Origin of the sequence: Oceanispirochaeta sp., from assembly GCF_027859075.1 — a bacterium.
Taxonomy (GTDB): Bacteria; Spirochaetota; Spirochaetia; order DSM-2461; family DSM-2461; genus Oceanispirochaeta.
Genome location: NZ_JAQIBL010000302.1, coordinates 1 through 13,143 on the forward strand (window position 1 = coordinate 1; position 13,143 = coordinate 13,143).

The 13,143-nt window shown below is 50.2% G+C and carries 12 protein-coding genes; 5 read left to right on the forward strand and 7 right to left on the reverse strand.

What is annotated here, in order from left to right:
- The 3 genes from uxuA to PF479_RS16890 form a co-directional block, all read left to right on the forward strand.
- Window positions 1–684: mannonate dehydratase (uxuA, locus tag PF479_RS16880; RefSeq protein ID WP_298008996.1), on the forward strand; the 684-nt coding region annotated here is incomplete at its 5' end.
- 121 nt (window positions 685–805) lie between these two features.
- Window positions 806–2,407 carry a mannitol dehydrogenase family protein gene (locus tag PF479_RS16885; RefSeq protein ID WP_298008999.1) on the forward strand — a complete coding sequence of 534 codons (1,602 nt, stop codon included), beginning with the start codon at window positions 806–808 and terminating at the stop codon, window positions 2,405–2,407.
- Between the two features lie 24 nt (window positions 2,408–2,431).
- Entirely contained in the window at window positions 2,432–3,184 is a 753-nt protein-coding gene (locus PF479_RS16890) for a GntR family transcriptional regulator (RefSeq protein WP_298009002.1), read from the forward strand.
- A gap of 39 nt (window positions 3,185–3,223) precedes the next feature.
- Here PF479_RS16890 and PF479_RS16895 read toward each other — a convergent pair whose 3' ends face one another.
- The 4 genes from PF479_RS16895 to PF479_RS16910 form a co-directional block, all read right to left on the reverse strand.
- On the reverse strand, window positions 3,224–3,778 hold the full coding sequence (locus tag PF479_RS16895; RefSeq protein WP_298009005.1) for a pyrimidine/purine nucleoside phosphorylase: 555 nt from the start codon (window positions 3,776–3,778) through the stop codon (window positions 3,224–3,226).
- Window positions 3,723–6,026, reverse strand: a complete 2,304-nt coding sequence (locus PF479_RS16900) for an acetate--CoA ligase family protein (protein WP_298009008.1) — start codon at window positions 6,024–6,026, stop codon at window positions 3,723–3,725. Before PF479_RS16900 ends, PF479_RS16895 begins: the two co-directional genes overlap by 56 nt.
- Window positions 6,019–7,254, reverse strand: a complete 1,236-nt coding sequence (locus PF479_RS16905) for an MFS transporter (protein WP_298009011.1) — start codon at window positions 7,252–7,254, stop codon at window positions 6,019–6,021. Before PF479_RS16905 ends, PF479_RS16900 begins: the two co-directional genes overlap by 8 nt.
- A gap of 223 nt (window positions 7,255–7,477) precedes the next feature.
- Complete coding sequence (locus tag PF479_RS16910; protein WP_298009014.1) at window positions 7,478–7,981, reverse strand: DOMON domain-containing protein; 504 nt, start codon at window positions 7,979–7,981, stop codon at window positions 7,478–7,480.
- A gap of 191 nt (window positions 7,982–8,172) precedes the next feature.
- Between PF479_RS16910 and PF479_RS16915 the strand changes: the two genes are divergently transcribed.
- Entirely contained in the window at window positions 8,173–8,712 is a 540-nt protein-coding gene (locus PF479_RS16915) for an ACT domain-containing protein (RefSeq protein WP_298009017.1), read from the forward strand.
- On the opposite strand, the gene PF479_RS16920 is transcribed toward PF479_RS16915, so the two are convergent.
- A complete protein-coding gene (locus tag PF479_RS16920; RefSeq protein WP_298009020.1) occupies window positions 8,683–9,396 on the reverse strand; it encodes a TVP38/TMEM64 family protein in 714 nt (237 codons plus the stop codon). The two genes, PF479_RS16915 and PF479_RS16920, sit on opposite strands and share 30 nt — an antisense overlap.
- Before the next feature lie 99 nt (window positions 9,397–9,495).
- Between PF479_RS16920 and PF479_RS16925 the strand changes: the two genes are divergently transcribed.
- Complete coding sequence (locus PF479_RS16925; protein WP_298009023.1) at window positions 9,496–10,491, forward strand: GGDEF domain-containing protein; 996 nt, start codon at window positions 9,496–9,498, stop codon at window positions 10,489–10,491.
- On the opposite strand, the gene PF479_RS16930 is transcribed toward PF479_RS16925, so the two are convergent.
- Both PF479_RS16930 and PF479_RS16935 read right to left on the reverse strand, forming a co-directional pair.
- Window positions 10,446–10,904 (reverse strand): PGPGW domain-containing protein, encoded by a 459-nt coding sequence (locus tag PF479_RS16930; RefSeq protein WP_298009025.1) that lies wholly within the window; start codon window positions 10,902–10,904, stop codon window positions 10,446–10,448. The two genes, PF479_RS16925 and PF479_RS16930, sit on opposite strands and share 46 nt — an antisense overlap.
- Window positions 10,885–13,026 (reverse strand): radical SAM protein, encoded by a 2,142-nt coding sequence (locus PF479_RS16935; RefSeq protein ID WP_298009028.1) that lies wholly within the window; start codon window positions 13,024–13,026, stop codon window positions 10,885–10,887. Before PF479_RS16935 ends, PF479_RS16930 begins: the two co-directional genes overlap by 20 nt.
- Window positions 13,027–13,143: the final 117 nt, after the last annotated feature.

Consider the following 13,143-nt stretch of genomic DNA (forward strand, 5'->3'; position numbering starts at 1 on the left):
TACGACCAGGAAAAAGTAGATAAAATACATCCCAAAGAGATGTTTCACAGGATGGATGGTGAATCCCAGGGATTCAAGATGCCCGGTTGGGAACCCGAACGGATGGCCAAGGTAGAAGAGCTTTTTGAACTGTATGAAGATACGAACAATGAAAAGCTATTTCAGAACCTGAAATACTTTTTAAATGCCATCATGCCTAGCTGTGAAAAGTACGGTGTCAAAATGGCCATTCATATTGATGATCCTGTCTGGAGCGTCTTCGGGCTGCCCCGTATTATTAAGAATAAAATGGATTTACAGAGGCTGATTACTGAAGTGCCTTCCCAGTACAACGGCGTTACCCTCTGTACCGGATCTCTCAGTTCAAGACCGGATAATGACCTCCCGAACATCATCCGGTCCCTCGAGGGGCGTATTCATTTTGCCCATATGAGGAATACCAAACATACTTCTCCGGGTGTATTTGAAGAGTCTGCCCATTTATCTTCTGACGGGTCTCTGGATATGTACGAAATCATGAAGGCTTTTGTGGATATCGGATTCGAAGGACCTGTTCGTCCCGACCATGGACGCGCCATCTGGGGCGAAATCGCCATGCCCGGTTACGGTCTGTATGACCGGGCTCTGGGTACCCAGTATCTGCTGGGACTTCTGGAAGCCATAAGGAAAACACTGTTAGAATGACTCTGAGAAGAGATATTTCCGAATCCTGTCCGGCTTCGGTGTTGAGAACAGAAGCGACGAAGTTGTATCTTGATAAAGAACGCGGAGCTTGTCTCCTATATAAAATTAAAGGGGTTTGATAATGAAACTGAACTTACAGGACATACAGAGGAAAGAAGAGTGGACGGGAAAGGGTTATGTTCTACCGTCTTTTGATATAGAGAAAATGAAGAAGGCAAGCCGGGAAACACCCACATGGGTCCATTTCGGAGCCGGGAACATTTTCAGGGCTTTTATCGCCGTTTTACAGCAGAGACTGCTAAATGAAGGTAAGGTTGAGACAGGCATCATCGTCTGTGAGACCTTTGATGAAGAGATCGTTCATAAAGCCTATAGGGCTTTTGATAATCTGGCTGTGGCTGTGACACTCAAAGGGAATGGAGACATTCAGAAAGAGGTAATTGCCAGCCTGAGCGAGAGCCTGGTCCCCTCTGAGGATTACGCAAGAATGGAAGAGGTCCTTTGTGCACCTTCTCTGCAGATCCTCAGCCTTACCATCACGGAAAAAGGCTATGCTCTCAAGGACGACAAAGGACTCTACTTTCCCTGGATCAAACCCGATATCGAAAACTTTGACAGACAGCCTGTGAGCACTATAGGCATCATCACTCGTCTGCTCCTGTCCCGGTATAAGACTGGTGCCTTTCCCCTCGCTCTGGTGAGCATGGATAACTGCAGCCACAACGGAACCCTTCTGAAAAAGGCCGTTCTGGAATACGCGGAAATATGGAGGGCTCAGGGCCATCTGGATCAGGGATTCCTGGATTACCTCACAGATGAAAATAAAATCTCCTTCACCTGGAGCATGATTGATAAGATCACTCCCCGTCCCTCAGAAATCGTGCAAAAGCAGTTTGTTGAGGATGGTCTGGAAGGTATGGATATTATCATCACCTCCAAAAAGACCTATGTGTCTCCCTTTGTAAACGCAGAGGAATCCCAGTACCTGGCCATTGAAGATCACTTCCCCAACGGGAAACCGGCCCTGGAGGAAACGGGAGTGCTTTTTTCGGATAAGGAAACCATTGATAAGATCGAAAAGATGAAGGTCTGTACCTGTCTGAATCCTCTGCATACCGTGCTGGCGGTGTTTGGTTGTCTTCTGGGTTACGATTCTATTTCAGCCGAGATGAAAGATCCCCTTCTGAAGGGATTTATCGAAAAACTGGGGTACGGCGAAGGTATGCCTGTGGTTGTCGATCCGGGCATCATGAATGCCGAAGACTTTATCCGCGACAGCATTGAAGTGCGTTTTCCCAACCCTTTCGTACCCGATACTCCTCAGAGGATCGCCACGGACACATCCAAGAAAATTTCCGTTCGATTCGGAGAAACCATGAAGGCCTATATCGAACAGGGAAAGACGGATCTCTCCTTCCTGACATACATACCCCTGTTTATGGCGGGTTGGCTTCGTTACCTGATGGCTGTGGATGACAAGGGGCAGGCTTTTGACTTGAGCCCCGATCCTAATCTGGACATGGTGCAGCCCTTTGTGAAGTCTTTCTCACTCGGTTATTCCGGTGGAGTTCATGAAGAGCTTAAAGATCTTCTGAGCAATGCCGGGATTTTCGGAATTGATCTGTACCAGTATCATCTGGGAGAAAAGGTGGAAGCCTTTTTTCTGGAAATGCTGGAGGGTCCCGGAGCCATCGGGAAGACCCTGGCGAAATACATACTATAATTCTGGTTCAAAAGGACGGTGACTATGGCAAAACGGAAATGGGGTGATGCAATTCTCACAAAAACGGCCAGTGAGACCGTATATGATATCCTTTACAGGAACATTATCAACATTAACCTGGTTCCCGGTACCGTTATGAGTGAAAAAGAGATCTCTGAGAAGATGAATGTGAGCCGGACCCCGGTGCGGGAAGCCTTCATCAGGCTCTCCAAGGAGGCCCTGGTCACGGTTATTCCCCAGAAGGGGAGCTTCGTGTCCCGCATCAACCTGGCCAGGGTCAAGGAAGAGCGCTTTTTGAGAGAATCTCTGGAAACCTCAGTTCTGGAAGAGCTGATCATGAATAATGAGACCCTGCCCCTTGAGAGGCTCTCTAGGAACCTGGAATATCAAAAGATTGCCCTGGACACAGGTGAAACGACCCGCTTTATGGATCTGGATGATCAGTTCCACTCACTGTTTTTTGAACTGGCAGATCGTCATATGTGTTTTGAGGTGGTCATGAGCTTTTCCAGTCATTACAGAAGGGTCCGTTACCTCTCCATGGCTGTCAGCGGCGTTTCAGGTGAAAATTTCAAACACCATAAGGAACTGCTGCATTTGATCGAAAAGAGGGACCTGGAAGGTGCTCAGGAGACAATGAAGGTCCATTTGAGGAAACTGAATATCGAGGAAAATGTGATCTATAAAAAATTCACAGACTACTTTGAAGATACTCCCGGGGGAAGCGGGATGGATATAATTGATGAAAAAAATCTGTTTCAGAGTTTGATCCAATAAGGGCTGCGATTTAACCGGAAACTCCGGATGATTCCCCTATCAACCATAGCTGCAGCAGTAGTCGGTCACCTTGTTCACCTTTAGTTTGAAGGAGGAATTTGCGGGGACCTTAAAAGACATTCCCCCTGTTATATCCTGCCATGCCGTCTCTCCGGCGATCAGGATTGTCAGCTTACCGGCGGCTATCTCCATCAGCTCTTCCGCTTCAGTATTAAACTCATATTCCCCGGGGAGCATGATCCCCAGAGTCTTGAAGGATCCGTCATTAAAGGTGAGTTTCACGGCCGGCCCGACAAAGAGGGAATGGATGAGTTTAAACGGGAATTCAGTCATCGTATGAGGCAGAAATGGCATGATCACGCCGGTTATGGATCTGAGAATTATGAACCTGAAGACAAGGATTTGGAAAAATCCGAAGAGGAGTGATGTTCTCATCCTATTGATTTTTACCGACCCCGCTTTTAGAGCTGTAGCATAGGGACGTAAATATTCCTTTTCATAGGCGGGGTCCAATCCATCATAATTCAACCATAGCTTATCAGCGAATCCACTCCTCCAGTCTGTTTTGCTCACGTATAAGATGGTAACGGACAAACTCCTCCAGGTTGCGCATGGCCTGTTCCGCCGATAGAAAGACGGGCACTCCTCCGGATTCGAGAAGCTGTCCCATCTTGTTGTACTCCGATCCGAGACCGGAGGTCGCCGTGAGGGATACAATCAGAGGTTTCTCCACAGTTTTATTGAGTTCTACAATACCGGCGGCAATATTGGCGGGGTAGGATTCGATTTCTTCATCCGTTGTATGAAGGAAGCCTGCGTGAGGCACAATGGATACGAGGAGGCAGTCAACCGAATCCGACTCTATCAGGGTCCGGACGGTCTGCACAAACAGTTCGTCCCCCACCATAGGGGTCAGGTCCAGCAGGGCTTCAATGGTGACGAATCCCGGGAGAAGTTCCGCCAGAGATTTCCGGCAGGTTTCATCCAGGTCTGCCAATGTGAGCTGTCCCAAATTGTCTGCTGCATTGGCTTTTTCGTAACCCGCATTGGTCACCACGGCACAGCGGAGTCCATAGGCTTTCTTGTCGGTGAGCATGGCGAATGTTTTGATATACCCCAGATGATCTGCCATGGTATCGGCCACAATAAGTCCGGCCTGTTTCAAGGCCGCTTTGGCAACGGCATACTCCCCGGCCATGCTGGCGGTGTGGGACTGGGTGGCCATCTTGCCTTCCCGTGTGCGCCCCGCCTTGTACACCACGATGGGGGCTCTCCCCGGGTCATTCAATCCCCGTGAGGCAATATCGAAGAACCGCCTCCCCCCACCGGGAGAGAATCCCTCAATGTACACGCCCATGACACGGATATCCGGATCTTCGGACCAGTAATTGACCAGATCGCAGGGGTCTACATCCAGCTGATTACCGTAACTGACCACCACCTTGGGGCTCACCGCATGGCGCAATTGTGCCAGTTCAACCAGTCCAAGGGCGCCGCTCTGACTGAAGAGGGCCATGTTTTGTTTCCGGGAGAGATCCAGACGGAACTTTTTTTCCGGGATAAAGAAGGTGTTGATACCGGGACTTGTATCAGACCCGGCATAGACGATGCCCAGACAGTTCGGTCCCATGATCCGAATCCCCTTTTGACGGCACAGGGCCAGCATCTCCTCTTCCGGTCCCGTGTTCCGGGAGCTTTCACTGAATCCACCCGGTATGAGAAGGAGAGCCTTGCACTCCGTCTCTGCGGCCTGGGTGACGACGGACGGTGTGGCAATGGCCGGAACGGTGACCACCACCAGTTCGGCTGGTCCCGGGAGTTTCGTCAGGTCCGGGTAGAGTGGAACACTCTTCCCTTCCATGATGAGTTCACCCCCTCTGGGATTCACACAGTACACATCCTTTCGTCCCAGTTTGATCAGGTTGGAAGCAATGATATTCCCCGGTCTGTCCGGATCACTGGCGCTGACACCCACCACGGCAATGCCTTGGGGATGGAAAAACGCATCCAGGCTGGAGGCGGGAGGGCGGTCTATTCCCAGGGGGGAGGCGCTTTCTTTTCTGGCAAATAGGGCGTAGCCATCCAGGGCAATCAGCCTGTGGTCGGGGTCAAACACAAAGGGGTTAATCTCAAAGTCTGTGAGGATGAACTCATCATCTCCCTCAAAGAAGGAAGAAAAGGCTGTGGACAGACTGCTGAACTTCATTTTCACATCAATGATCTGCTCCAGGTAGTCCTGTTTGCCATCCTGGAGGTACTTTTTTTGGATCTCTGTGGAAGAGAGAAGGGCTCGGGCCCATTCAGGACTCAGGGGGGGGAGGAGCAGGTTCGGTGCGGAAAAGTGAGCGGCGAAATGCTCTGCATCCGAGCCTCCCTTGCTGAAGGAAATGACAGGGCCGAAGGTTTCGCTTTCCCGAAAACCGATCATCACCTCATTGCCCAGCTCCGGGCTGTATTCAATATATTCTACAAGGAGAACTCCCTCTACGGAGAACCCTAAATCCTGAAAGTTTTTCACCATGGCCTGATAGGAGTAACGGATAAAGTCGGCATCCTTATGAAGGATCTTCACCCCCCCCAGTTTCTCTTTATGCGCGACCCGGGGTGAGACAATTTTCATCACGACTTTGCTGCTGCCAAAGCTTGAGAGGAGACTTCTTGTTATCTCATCTTCCCCCTGGATTAACTGATATCGGGGAATATTGAGTTTCAGGGTTTCCAGGATCTGGTACACCTCGTATTCATACAGTTCATACCGTCCTGCCTGCTCGGCAGTATGCAGAATTCTGTGAACCTCCTGGTGAATCCTCTGCTGTCCGGGGGAGCGGGTATCGTCATTCATTTTGTTTCCCTGCCTTCAGGTTCAGTTTAACAGAAAGAAGAAATGCTGCAAGTAAAAGCAGTCCTGCCGCGGCAAAGGGAAGTCCGGGAGAGCGGGTGTATAACTCTGCGGCAAGACTGCCCGCCGGGACGGCAAAGAGACCGAAGAAAAAGTGCCCCGCCGAGAGCTGTCTGGCCCGGTTTTTATCCTCCAGATGGTCTGCCCAGAGGCTGTCCAGCAAAGGCCGGATCAGGGCCAGGCTGAAGGCGTCCAGAAGGACCGAGGCCCATAGAACGGCAAATCCCAGGCGGGGAGAGGCTATGAGCATTCCCAGAGACAGGCTTCCCAGGAGAAATCCCAGAGATAGGGTCCAGCCCCTCATGCTGGTCTTGATCCGGGGTAGAACCAACAGGAGTATGACCATCATCATAAGAGAGCTGAACATGGGTACCAGGGACAGAGAGGACGACTTCAACCCTGCATTCTTGCTGAGGTAGACAAAATAGAACAGGGGTTTGAAGACCTTGAAAAACTGGTTGATCCCCTGGAGAAGGAAGATGATCCGGCTCTCGGTGGAGGCAAGGAAAAAGCGCAGTGCCTTCAGAAAGCCTTTGAGGGTTTGACCCTTCTGCTGCTCCGGATGTTGTGCCGGTTCATTCCAACCCCAATTCCTCACAATGAACATGATGGCCATGACAATGGCACTCCAGAAATAGAGAAGCCTTGTTCCGTCTATCAGACCCAGTCTGTTGATGAGAAGACCCCCCAGGGGAGCAAAGAAACCGCAGCAGAGGACCATGAAATGAAGACCCGAGTAATTTCTCAGACGCTGAGAGGAATCGGCATCTTCTGTCATCATGCAGGAAAAGGAGACCTGTACCACCTTGTTGAGCCCGTTGAGGAAGGCGGCGATGATAAATCCGGTAAGGCTTTTACTAAAAGACCAGACCAGACAGGCGACAGCCCAGGAGATCATATCGAAGAAGATGGTCGTTCGTTTCCGGCCGAACTTATCTGTGAGGACACCTGAAAAAAGGGAAGAAAGAATCTGAGTGGTCACAAGGAGTGTCTGGGTCAGGCCTATCTGCCTGTCACTCAGACCCAGGGCCTGCATATATAGAGTGGCGTAAACGATGATCATATTGAATGGAATGGCCCAGAAGGGTTCGGTAAACAGAACCACCCGGCCGTTGTGGCTCATTCCTCTCATGAACGGAAGATGTGCCGCTCTTTCTACCAGTCTTTTCATGAAAATCTCCCCACTATGAACCCGAACTGATTCTACCAGTACCATCATAGAATGCATAGCATTTGGTATTTACTTTTCAGTATCATTGGGTTTTATACATAGGAGGCATTTTTGTTGACACAGGCGGAGCAGATCTCCAATATCATAAAGTTCTGAATTAACTTTGGGGAAACAGCAGGTGTCAGAACGGTTTTAACCGGTCCGGCACTTGCATAAAGACGGGTCAGCGAATCTCAATCTCCTGGGCGTATTTATTATTGTGCTTCCAGCTGATGTTGTCACTGTTATTTGATGCTAAGAGAAGTCTGTAGCTCTGCCCTCTGACCAGGGGCTTGTCATATTCATCTCCCGAGTCCAGGGGGATGGAAAAGATGATTTCCGTGTTTGTTTCTGTCTGGGTTCCCGATAAAACCTGGAAATCCTGGGATCCACCCAGTTTCATGTCACTCTTATGGGCAAATCGGCCGCTTCCAAAATGATCTTCAGCCATGGCTATCCCCGTCTTGTCATCCACCCAGAGGATGATGATATTGGCACCCTTCATGATGCTTTCCGCATCGATCCCGAAGGCTATCCAACCTGTGGTTTCCGCTTTGAGGGTGACGATGAGCTTGTCTCCCGATGTTTCCCATTTCAATACAAATCCATCCTTTTCCAGCATCTGCTGAGCCGATGCCATCGAGGCGGACAGGCAGAGTATTGCCATCAGGAATAAAATTTTTTTCATATAATACCTCCATCCGGAGTCAACCGGAATTAATAATCATTTGTCTCAATCATGGGTGATTTAAAAAGATTTTTCCATTAAATCTTCTGGTGTTTTCACCTTTCCGGGTCGAAAATGGGAGTTGTAACCATGGTTTTCTGATTTTGAAACGACAGTGATCCTCTAAAGATCCGGAAGGAAGGTAGGTAGGAATGAATAAAAATCTGGCTGTATTAACAGCTGTAGGACATGACAGAATCGGTATCGTCGATGATCTTACTTCATTGATAGAAGAAAAGGCCGCTAATATACTGGAGAGCAGGATGGCGGTTCTGGGTGGGGAATTCGCGGTCATCATGCTTGTCTCAGGGGAGAAGAGATCCATCAGCGGACTGATCGGCAATCTGGATCATCTGGAAAAGGAAACGGGACTCCATATCGAAATCAAACCGACGAACAGGTCTGATAAAGACACAAACGGTATCCCTTATATCCTTAAATGTATTTCTCTGGACGGCCCCGGTATCATTCATTCTGTCACACGGTTTATCAGGAGTGAGGGTATCAATATTGAGAACCTGGAAACCGAAACGGCTCATGCCCCCTGGACCGGAGCTCCCCTGTTCAAGATGAAGGCCAATGTTATTGTTCCTCTCTCCGTATCGGTACAGGAGCTGCGGAAGGGATTGAGCCGCCTCGAACATGAAAAGGATCTTGATATATCATTCAAGGCCGTTACCGGAAAGGTCTGAACGGTTCTTTCTGATCCGTTTTACAACAACGGGAAGCAGAGACATCAAACCCAGAAAAACCATGGCTAGAATCAGCTGGGGAGGAACTCCTTCTCCAGCTTCAAAGGTAGACCCCGCGTAGCCGAGATAGGCATAGGCAAAGGAGCCGGGGATGATACCCAGGGATGTGGTCCATATAAAAGTTCTTAAGGGGATATTCGTCAAACCCGGAAAGAGATTGACCAGGAAAAAGGGAAATACTGGAATTAAACGGAGAGTCAAAAGGTAGTTTCTGCCGTTCTCCTCCATCTCTTTATTGAATTTTGCCAGCTTGTCGGCGTATTTCTTCTGGATCATTTCACCAAAGAAGTAGCGGGATGCCATAAAGAGAATGGCCGCACCGCTGGTTGCACCAATATTTATATAGAGAACCGAAAAGAGGGGACCAAAGAGGAATCCTCCCGTCAGTGTCACCGCTGTTGCTCCCGGAATAGACAGGGCGACGACCGCCATATACAGAAAGATATAGATCAGAACTGCAGGGAAGTACCAGTTTTGTACGGCTTCCAGCAGCTTGTCCTTATTGGCTAAGAGGGCTTTCAGATCCAGCAGGTTTCTGGCGGGGGTCAGAGTAAAGACCAGTGCTAAAAGGATGATCACAAGGACCAGATAAACCAGTCTATTTTTATAATGTTTCTTTACCATGTCCCAATTGTAGTCCCCCTGAAGGCATCCTTTCAACATTGAGGAGTGAAACGCGGATTTATCTGGCTTAAAATCCTCAAATCTGCTATTTTTTAGGGAATGATACATCCCAACGAGTCAACCGCCGATCAGCACTTCCTCTATTATCTGGACAAGAAAATGCTCCTGGAAGAGGATCGTATCTTCAGGATAGGCCGGGACAGCTCCTGCGAAATTGTTCTGGATGAGAGAACCGTCTCCCGGATTCATGCTGAAATCCGCAGGGAAGGGGACAAGATCCGGATCGTGGATATGGGCAGTACCAACGGCATTCAGATCAATTACCGCGTCATGAAAGACCATGTCCTCCAGGATGAAGACAGGATTACCATCGGACCGTTTATCCTGGTGTACCGGGTTCTGGATCAGGACCGGAGCGTTCCTGTCCGGTCAGAGGAGAATCTGCTCTCAGAAACACTGGTGATGGAAAGCAAGATAGCAACCATCCTCCAGAGCATCACGGAACAGGAAGTCCGGAATCAGCTCTTTGAGTTAAAACATATCATCAATCAGACCAAGGAAAAACTCTCCCGCCTGGCTCACATCGACAGGCTGACTCTCCTCTATAACCGGCGGTATTTTGACGATGTCCTGTCCCGGGAAGTGGAGAGAGCCCGCCGGTATAAACAGCCTCTGTGTCTACTGATGCTGGATATCGATTTGTTTAAGAAGGTCAATGATGTCCACGGCCATCCCAAGGGGGATCAGGTGCTCACGGAGATTGCTTCCATCATCAGTGACAATATCCGGATGATTGATATCGCCGCCCGTTACGGCGGCGAAGAGATGGTGGTGATTCTGCCGGAAACCGATTTGGACAGTGCTCTTACCGCTGCGGAAAAGCTGCGGAGTGCCATAGAAAAAGAATCGACCCTGCGGACGGGACTGGATATTACTATGAGCATCGGTGCCGCTGCTTTTATTCCTTCCGAGAATGCCGTTCAGGACCTGATCGCCCGGGCCGATGCTGCCTTGTACCGAGCCAAGGAGAAGGGTCGTAATCGTGTAGCTTATTCGGGGGAGTCTGAAGATCCCTCCGTCCCGCTGCCGGGGTGATTTTCCCATATTTTTAAGGATGCCTTGCCGGCTTTTCTTCTTATATAATCAATCCCTTTATAGATGGACCTCTTTTGTATTAATTTAATCTCCAGAACTCTTTTCCCGGGAAAATCCATCATCCAGAGGCCTGCGAAGATGGTCAGGAGACCCTGTCCGGGGATGAAGAGCATGATAAAGCCCATTAGCAGAAAGAGGATTCCCAAAAGATTTTTGGCTAAATAAAAGAGAATATTGATCTTGCGGGATGAATCCTTTTTTCTGTGGGATTCGAGGAAATACTCTTCAGGAATTTGAATGAGCAGGATTGGAAGAACCAGGAGAGTCCCTGCAAATGTGACAAGGGAGACGGTGCTCATCGTGATGATCAGACCGCTGTAAGAGTGAAGGAGATCAGAGAACCAGGAGACCATATTCCATGAGTTCCATGAACTCCGGGGATTCAAGCCATTCATCCCCATTCAGACCATACTGCTGAACCAGAAGATCCAGGGAGGCGAGAGTAAAGGGTTCTGAATCAGGAAGGCAGCGATTCAGGAGGGAACGGATGAATTTCGATTCAGACGGTGAGAGGGTCATTTCCTCCTGATAGTCGTTCCCCCGGAAAATCAGGCCCTCCGGGGATATTTCGGGAAGAGCTTCTACCCAGACAAGGCGGGAATGTTCATCCAGCTGCAGCTCTTCGGGAGTTTCAAGGATGTTCCGAATCAGCCTGGAGGGAACCCGGGGGGGGCTTGTTTTGAAGGCAAACCATCTTTTAAGGGGGACTTGGAATCCATCACCATTCATATAGTTATACAGGGCTGCCCTGAGGCCCTCACCGTAGGGACTGAGATCTTCTGACTCCTGGGTGAATTCAAGATCATTCCGGGCAAAACCGGACTGGACAGGACCCGTGATGGAGACAGCGAAGGCCTCGGGATGACAGCCCACAGGGCTATGGGCGGTCAGAGCAAAGTGGTGCCAGTAGGCGGATTGGAGCAAACCAGCCTGAAAGAGCTGACGTACCGCCTCCAGTGAATCAATCAGCTCTTCTCCATTCTGTCCGGGAAATCCGTACATCAGATAGGCATGGACCAGGATGTCCGCCTTGCGGAAGGCGGCGGTGACCCGGCTTACCTGTTCCACCGTAACCCCTTTATCCATGCTTTTTAAAAGCCTGTCCGAGGCGACTTCCAGGCCCCCTGAGACCGCGATACACCCCGAACGGGCCAGAAGACGGCAGAGGCGTGAATTAAAGTTTTTTTCAAAGCGGATATTGGTCCACCAGGAGATTCCGGTTTTCCGTTTTATCAGTTCCAGCGCCAGTTCTTTCATCAGCCCGGGAGGGGCGGCTTCATCCACAAAATGAAAGCTCCTCTTCCCTGTCCTCCGGATCAACTCTTCAATGTGATCGGCCAGCAATGAGGCTGGGGCGGGGTCATAGCGGTGGATATAATCCAGGGAGGTGTCACAAAAGGCACAGCGGCGCCAGTAGCAGCCGTGGGCCAGCATCATTTTGATCCAGGGACCCTCGCTCCACAGGCGGTGCATGGGGTTTTCCCTGTCCACCAGGGAGAGGTAGCGGTCCAGAGGCAGACCGCTGTAGTCGGGCGCCGGTCGGTCTTTATGTCTGACCGGGACCGCTTTTTCATCAAAAAACTGCCATTTTCCATGATCAGGCTGCCAGGTTCTGATCAGTCCCGAGGGACTTCCTGTTTCTATGGAAGCGGCCAGGGCACTCAAGGCGTCCTCACCGTCGTCCAGGGTGATGGAATCAAAATACTCGCTGAGCCGGATGTCGCTGATCTGACGTAGTTCGGTGTTGACGTATCCGCCGCCGAGGGTCAGATGTATCCCGGGATAATTCTGTTTGATAAACAGAGCCCCCCTGAGGGCTTCGGTCAGGTTCCCCGGGAAGGGGACAGAGAAACCCACAAGAGAAGGTTTCAATTTTTCCATCTTATTCTTGAGTATGTCCCGGTGAATCCGGCTGACTGCTGTTTCTGATTGCTGTGTTTTTGCATATAAGCCATCAAAAGAGGGGGGAGAGAGGGCCAGATGTTCGGCGTAGCGGCTGAAACCAAAATCGGCATCCCCTGTATCCCTGTGGAAATCGGCAAGATCCTCCAGGTAGAGGGTGGCCCGCAGCCGGGCTCTGTCACTGATTCCCAGGCTGCCGTAGGCCCCATTGTCTTCCCGTTTTAGAAACCGTTCTCCCTCGGGGAGGAATCCCCGGCGGCAGAGGAGGGTCGCCAGAGTCGCGTCCTTTCCCTGGAGGTAGGACAAAACGGCCTCTATGGTTTCCAGGTATCTCTGTCTGAGGTTCCAGACCCTGAGGAGGCTGTCATTTTCGGAAAAATCCCGGGGACGGCACTCGCCAAAGACATACTCTTCCATTCCCTCTTTACTGAAGAGCTGCAGGTAGGTTTCCAGGCCGGTATCAGCCTGTTCTGTCTGATACCCGACTTTCTGCAGCCAGCCTTTCAGGAAGGCCGTACCCGGATAAGGGGTGTTCAGCTGGCAGAAAGGAGGGGTGATCAGGAGTATTTTCATAAATTATTTGCTGAAAACGGCACCTATGCTGACCCGGCTGTCTACTCTGTCGGGATTAAAGACCATCAGGTACTGGGCGTAGGCGAAGAGAAAGGCCACTCTGCCACCCATGGTGAA

Bases quoted from the DNA above. Each gene is read 5' to 3' on its own strand.
- PF479_RS16885 (WP_298008999.1), top strand. From the start codon at position 806: ATGAAACTGAACTTACAGGACATACAGAGGAAAGAAGAGTGGACGGGA.
- PF479_RS16890 (WP_298009002.1), top strand. From the start codon at position 2,432: ATGGCAAAACGGAAATGGGGTGATGCAATTCTCACAAAAACGGCCAGT.
- PF479_RS16900 (WP_298009008.1), bottom strand. From the start codon at position 6,026: ATGAATGACGATACCCGCTCCCCCGGACAGCAGAGGATTCACCAGGAG.
- PF479_RS16905 (WP_298009011.1), bottom strand. From the start codon at position 7,254: ATGAAAAGACTGGTAGAAAGAGCGGCACATCTTCCGTTCATGAGAGGA.
- PF479_RS16910 (WP_298009014.1), bottom strand. From the start codon at position 7,981: ATGAAAAAAATTTTATTCCTGATGGCAATACTCTGCCTGTCCGCCTCG.
- PF479_RS16915 (WP_298009017.1), top strand. From the start codon at position 8,173: ATGAATAAAAATCTGGCTGTATTAACAGCTGTAGGACATGACAGAATC.
- PF479_RS16920 (WP_298009020.1), bottom strand. From the start codon at position 9,396: ATGGTAAAGAAACATTATAAAAATAGACTGGTTTATCTGGTCCTTGTG.
- PF479_RS16925 (WP_298009023.1), top strand. From the start codon at position 9,496: ATGATACATCCCAACGAGTCAACCGCCGATCAGCACTTCCTCTATTAT.
- PF479_RS16930 (WP_298009025.1), bottom strand. From the start codon at position 10,904: ATGGTCTCCTGGTTCTCTGATCTCCTTCACTCTTACAGCGGTCTGATC.
- PF479_RS16935 (WP_298009028.1), bottom strand. From the start codon at position 13,026: ATGAAAATACTCCTGATCACCCCTCCTTTCTGCCAGCTGAACACCCCT.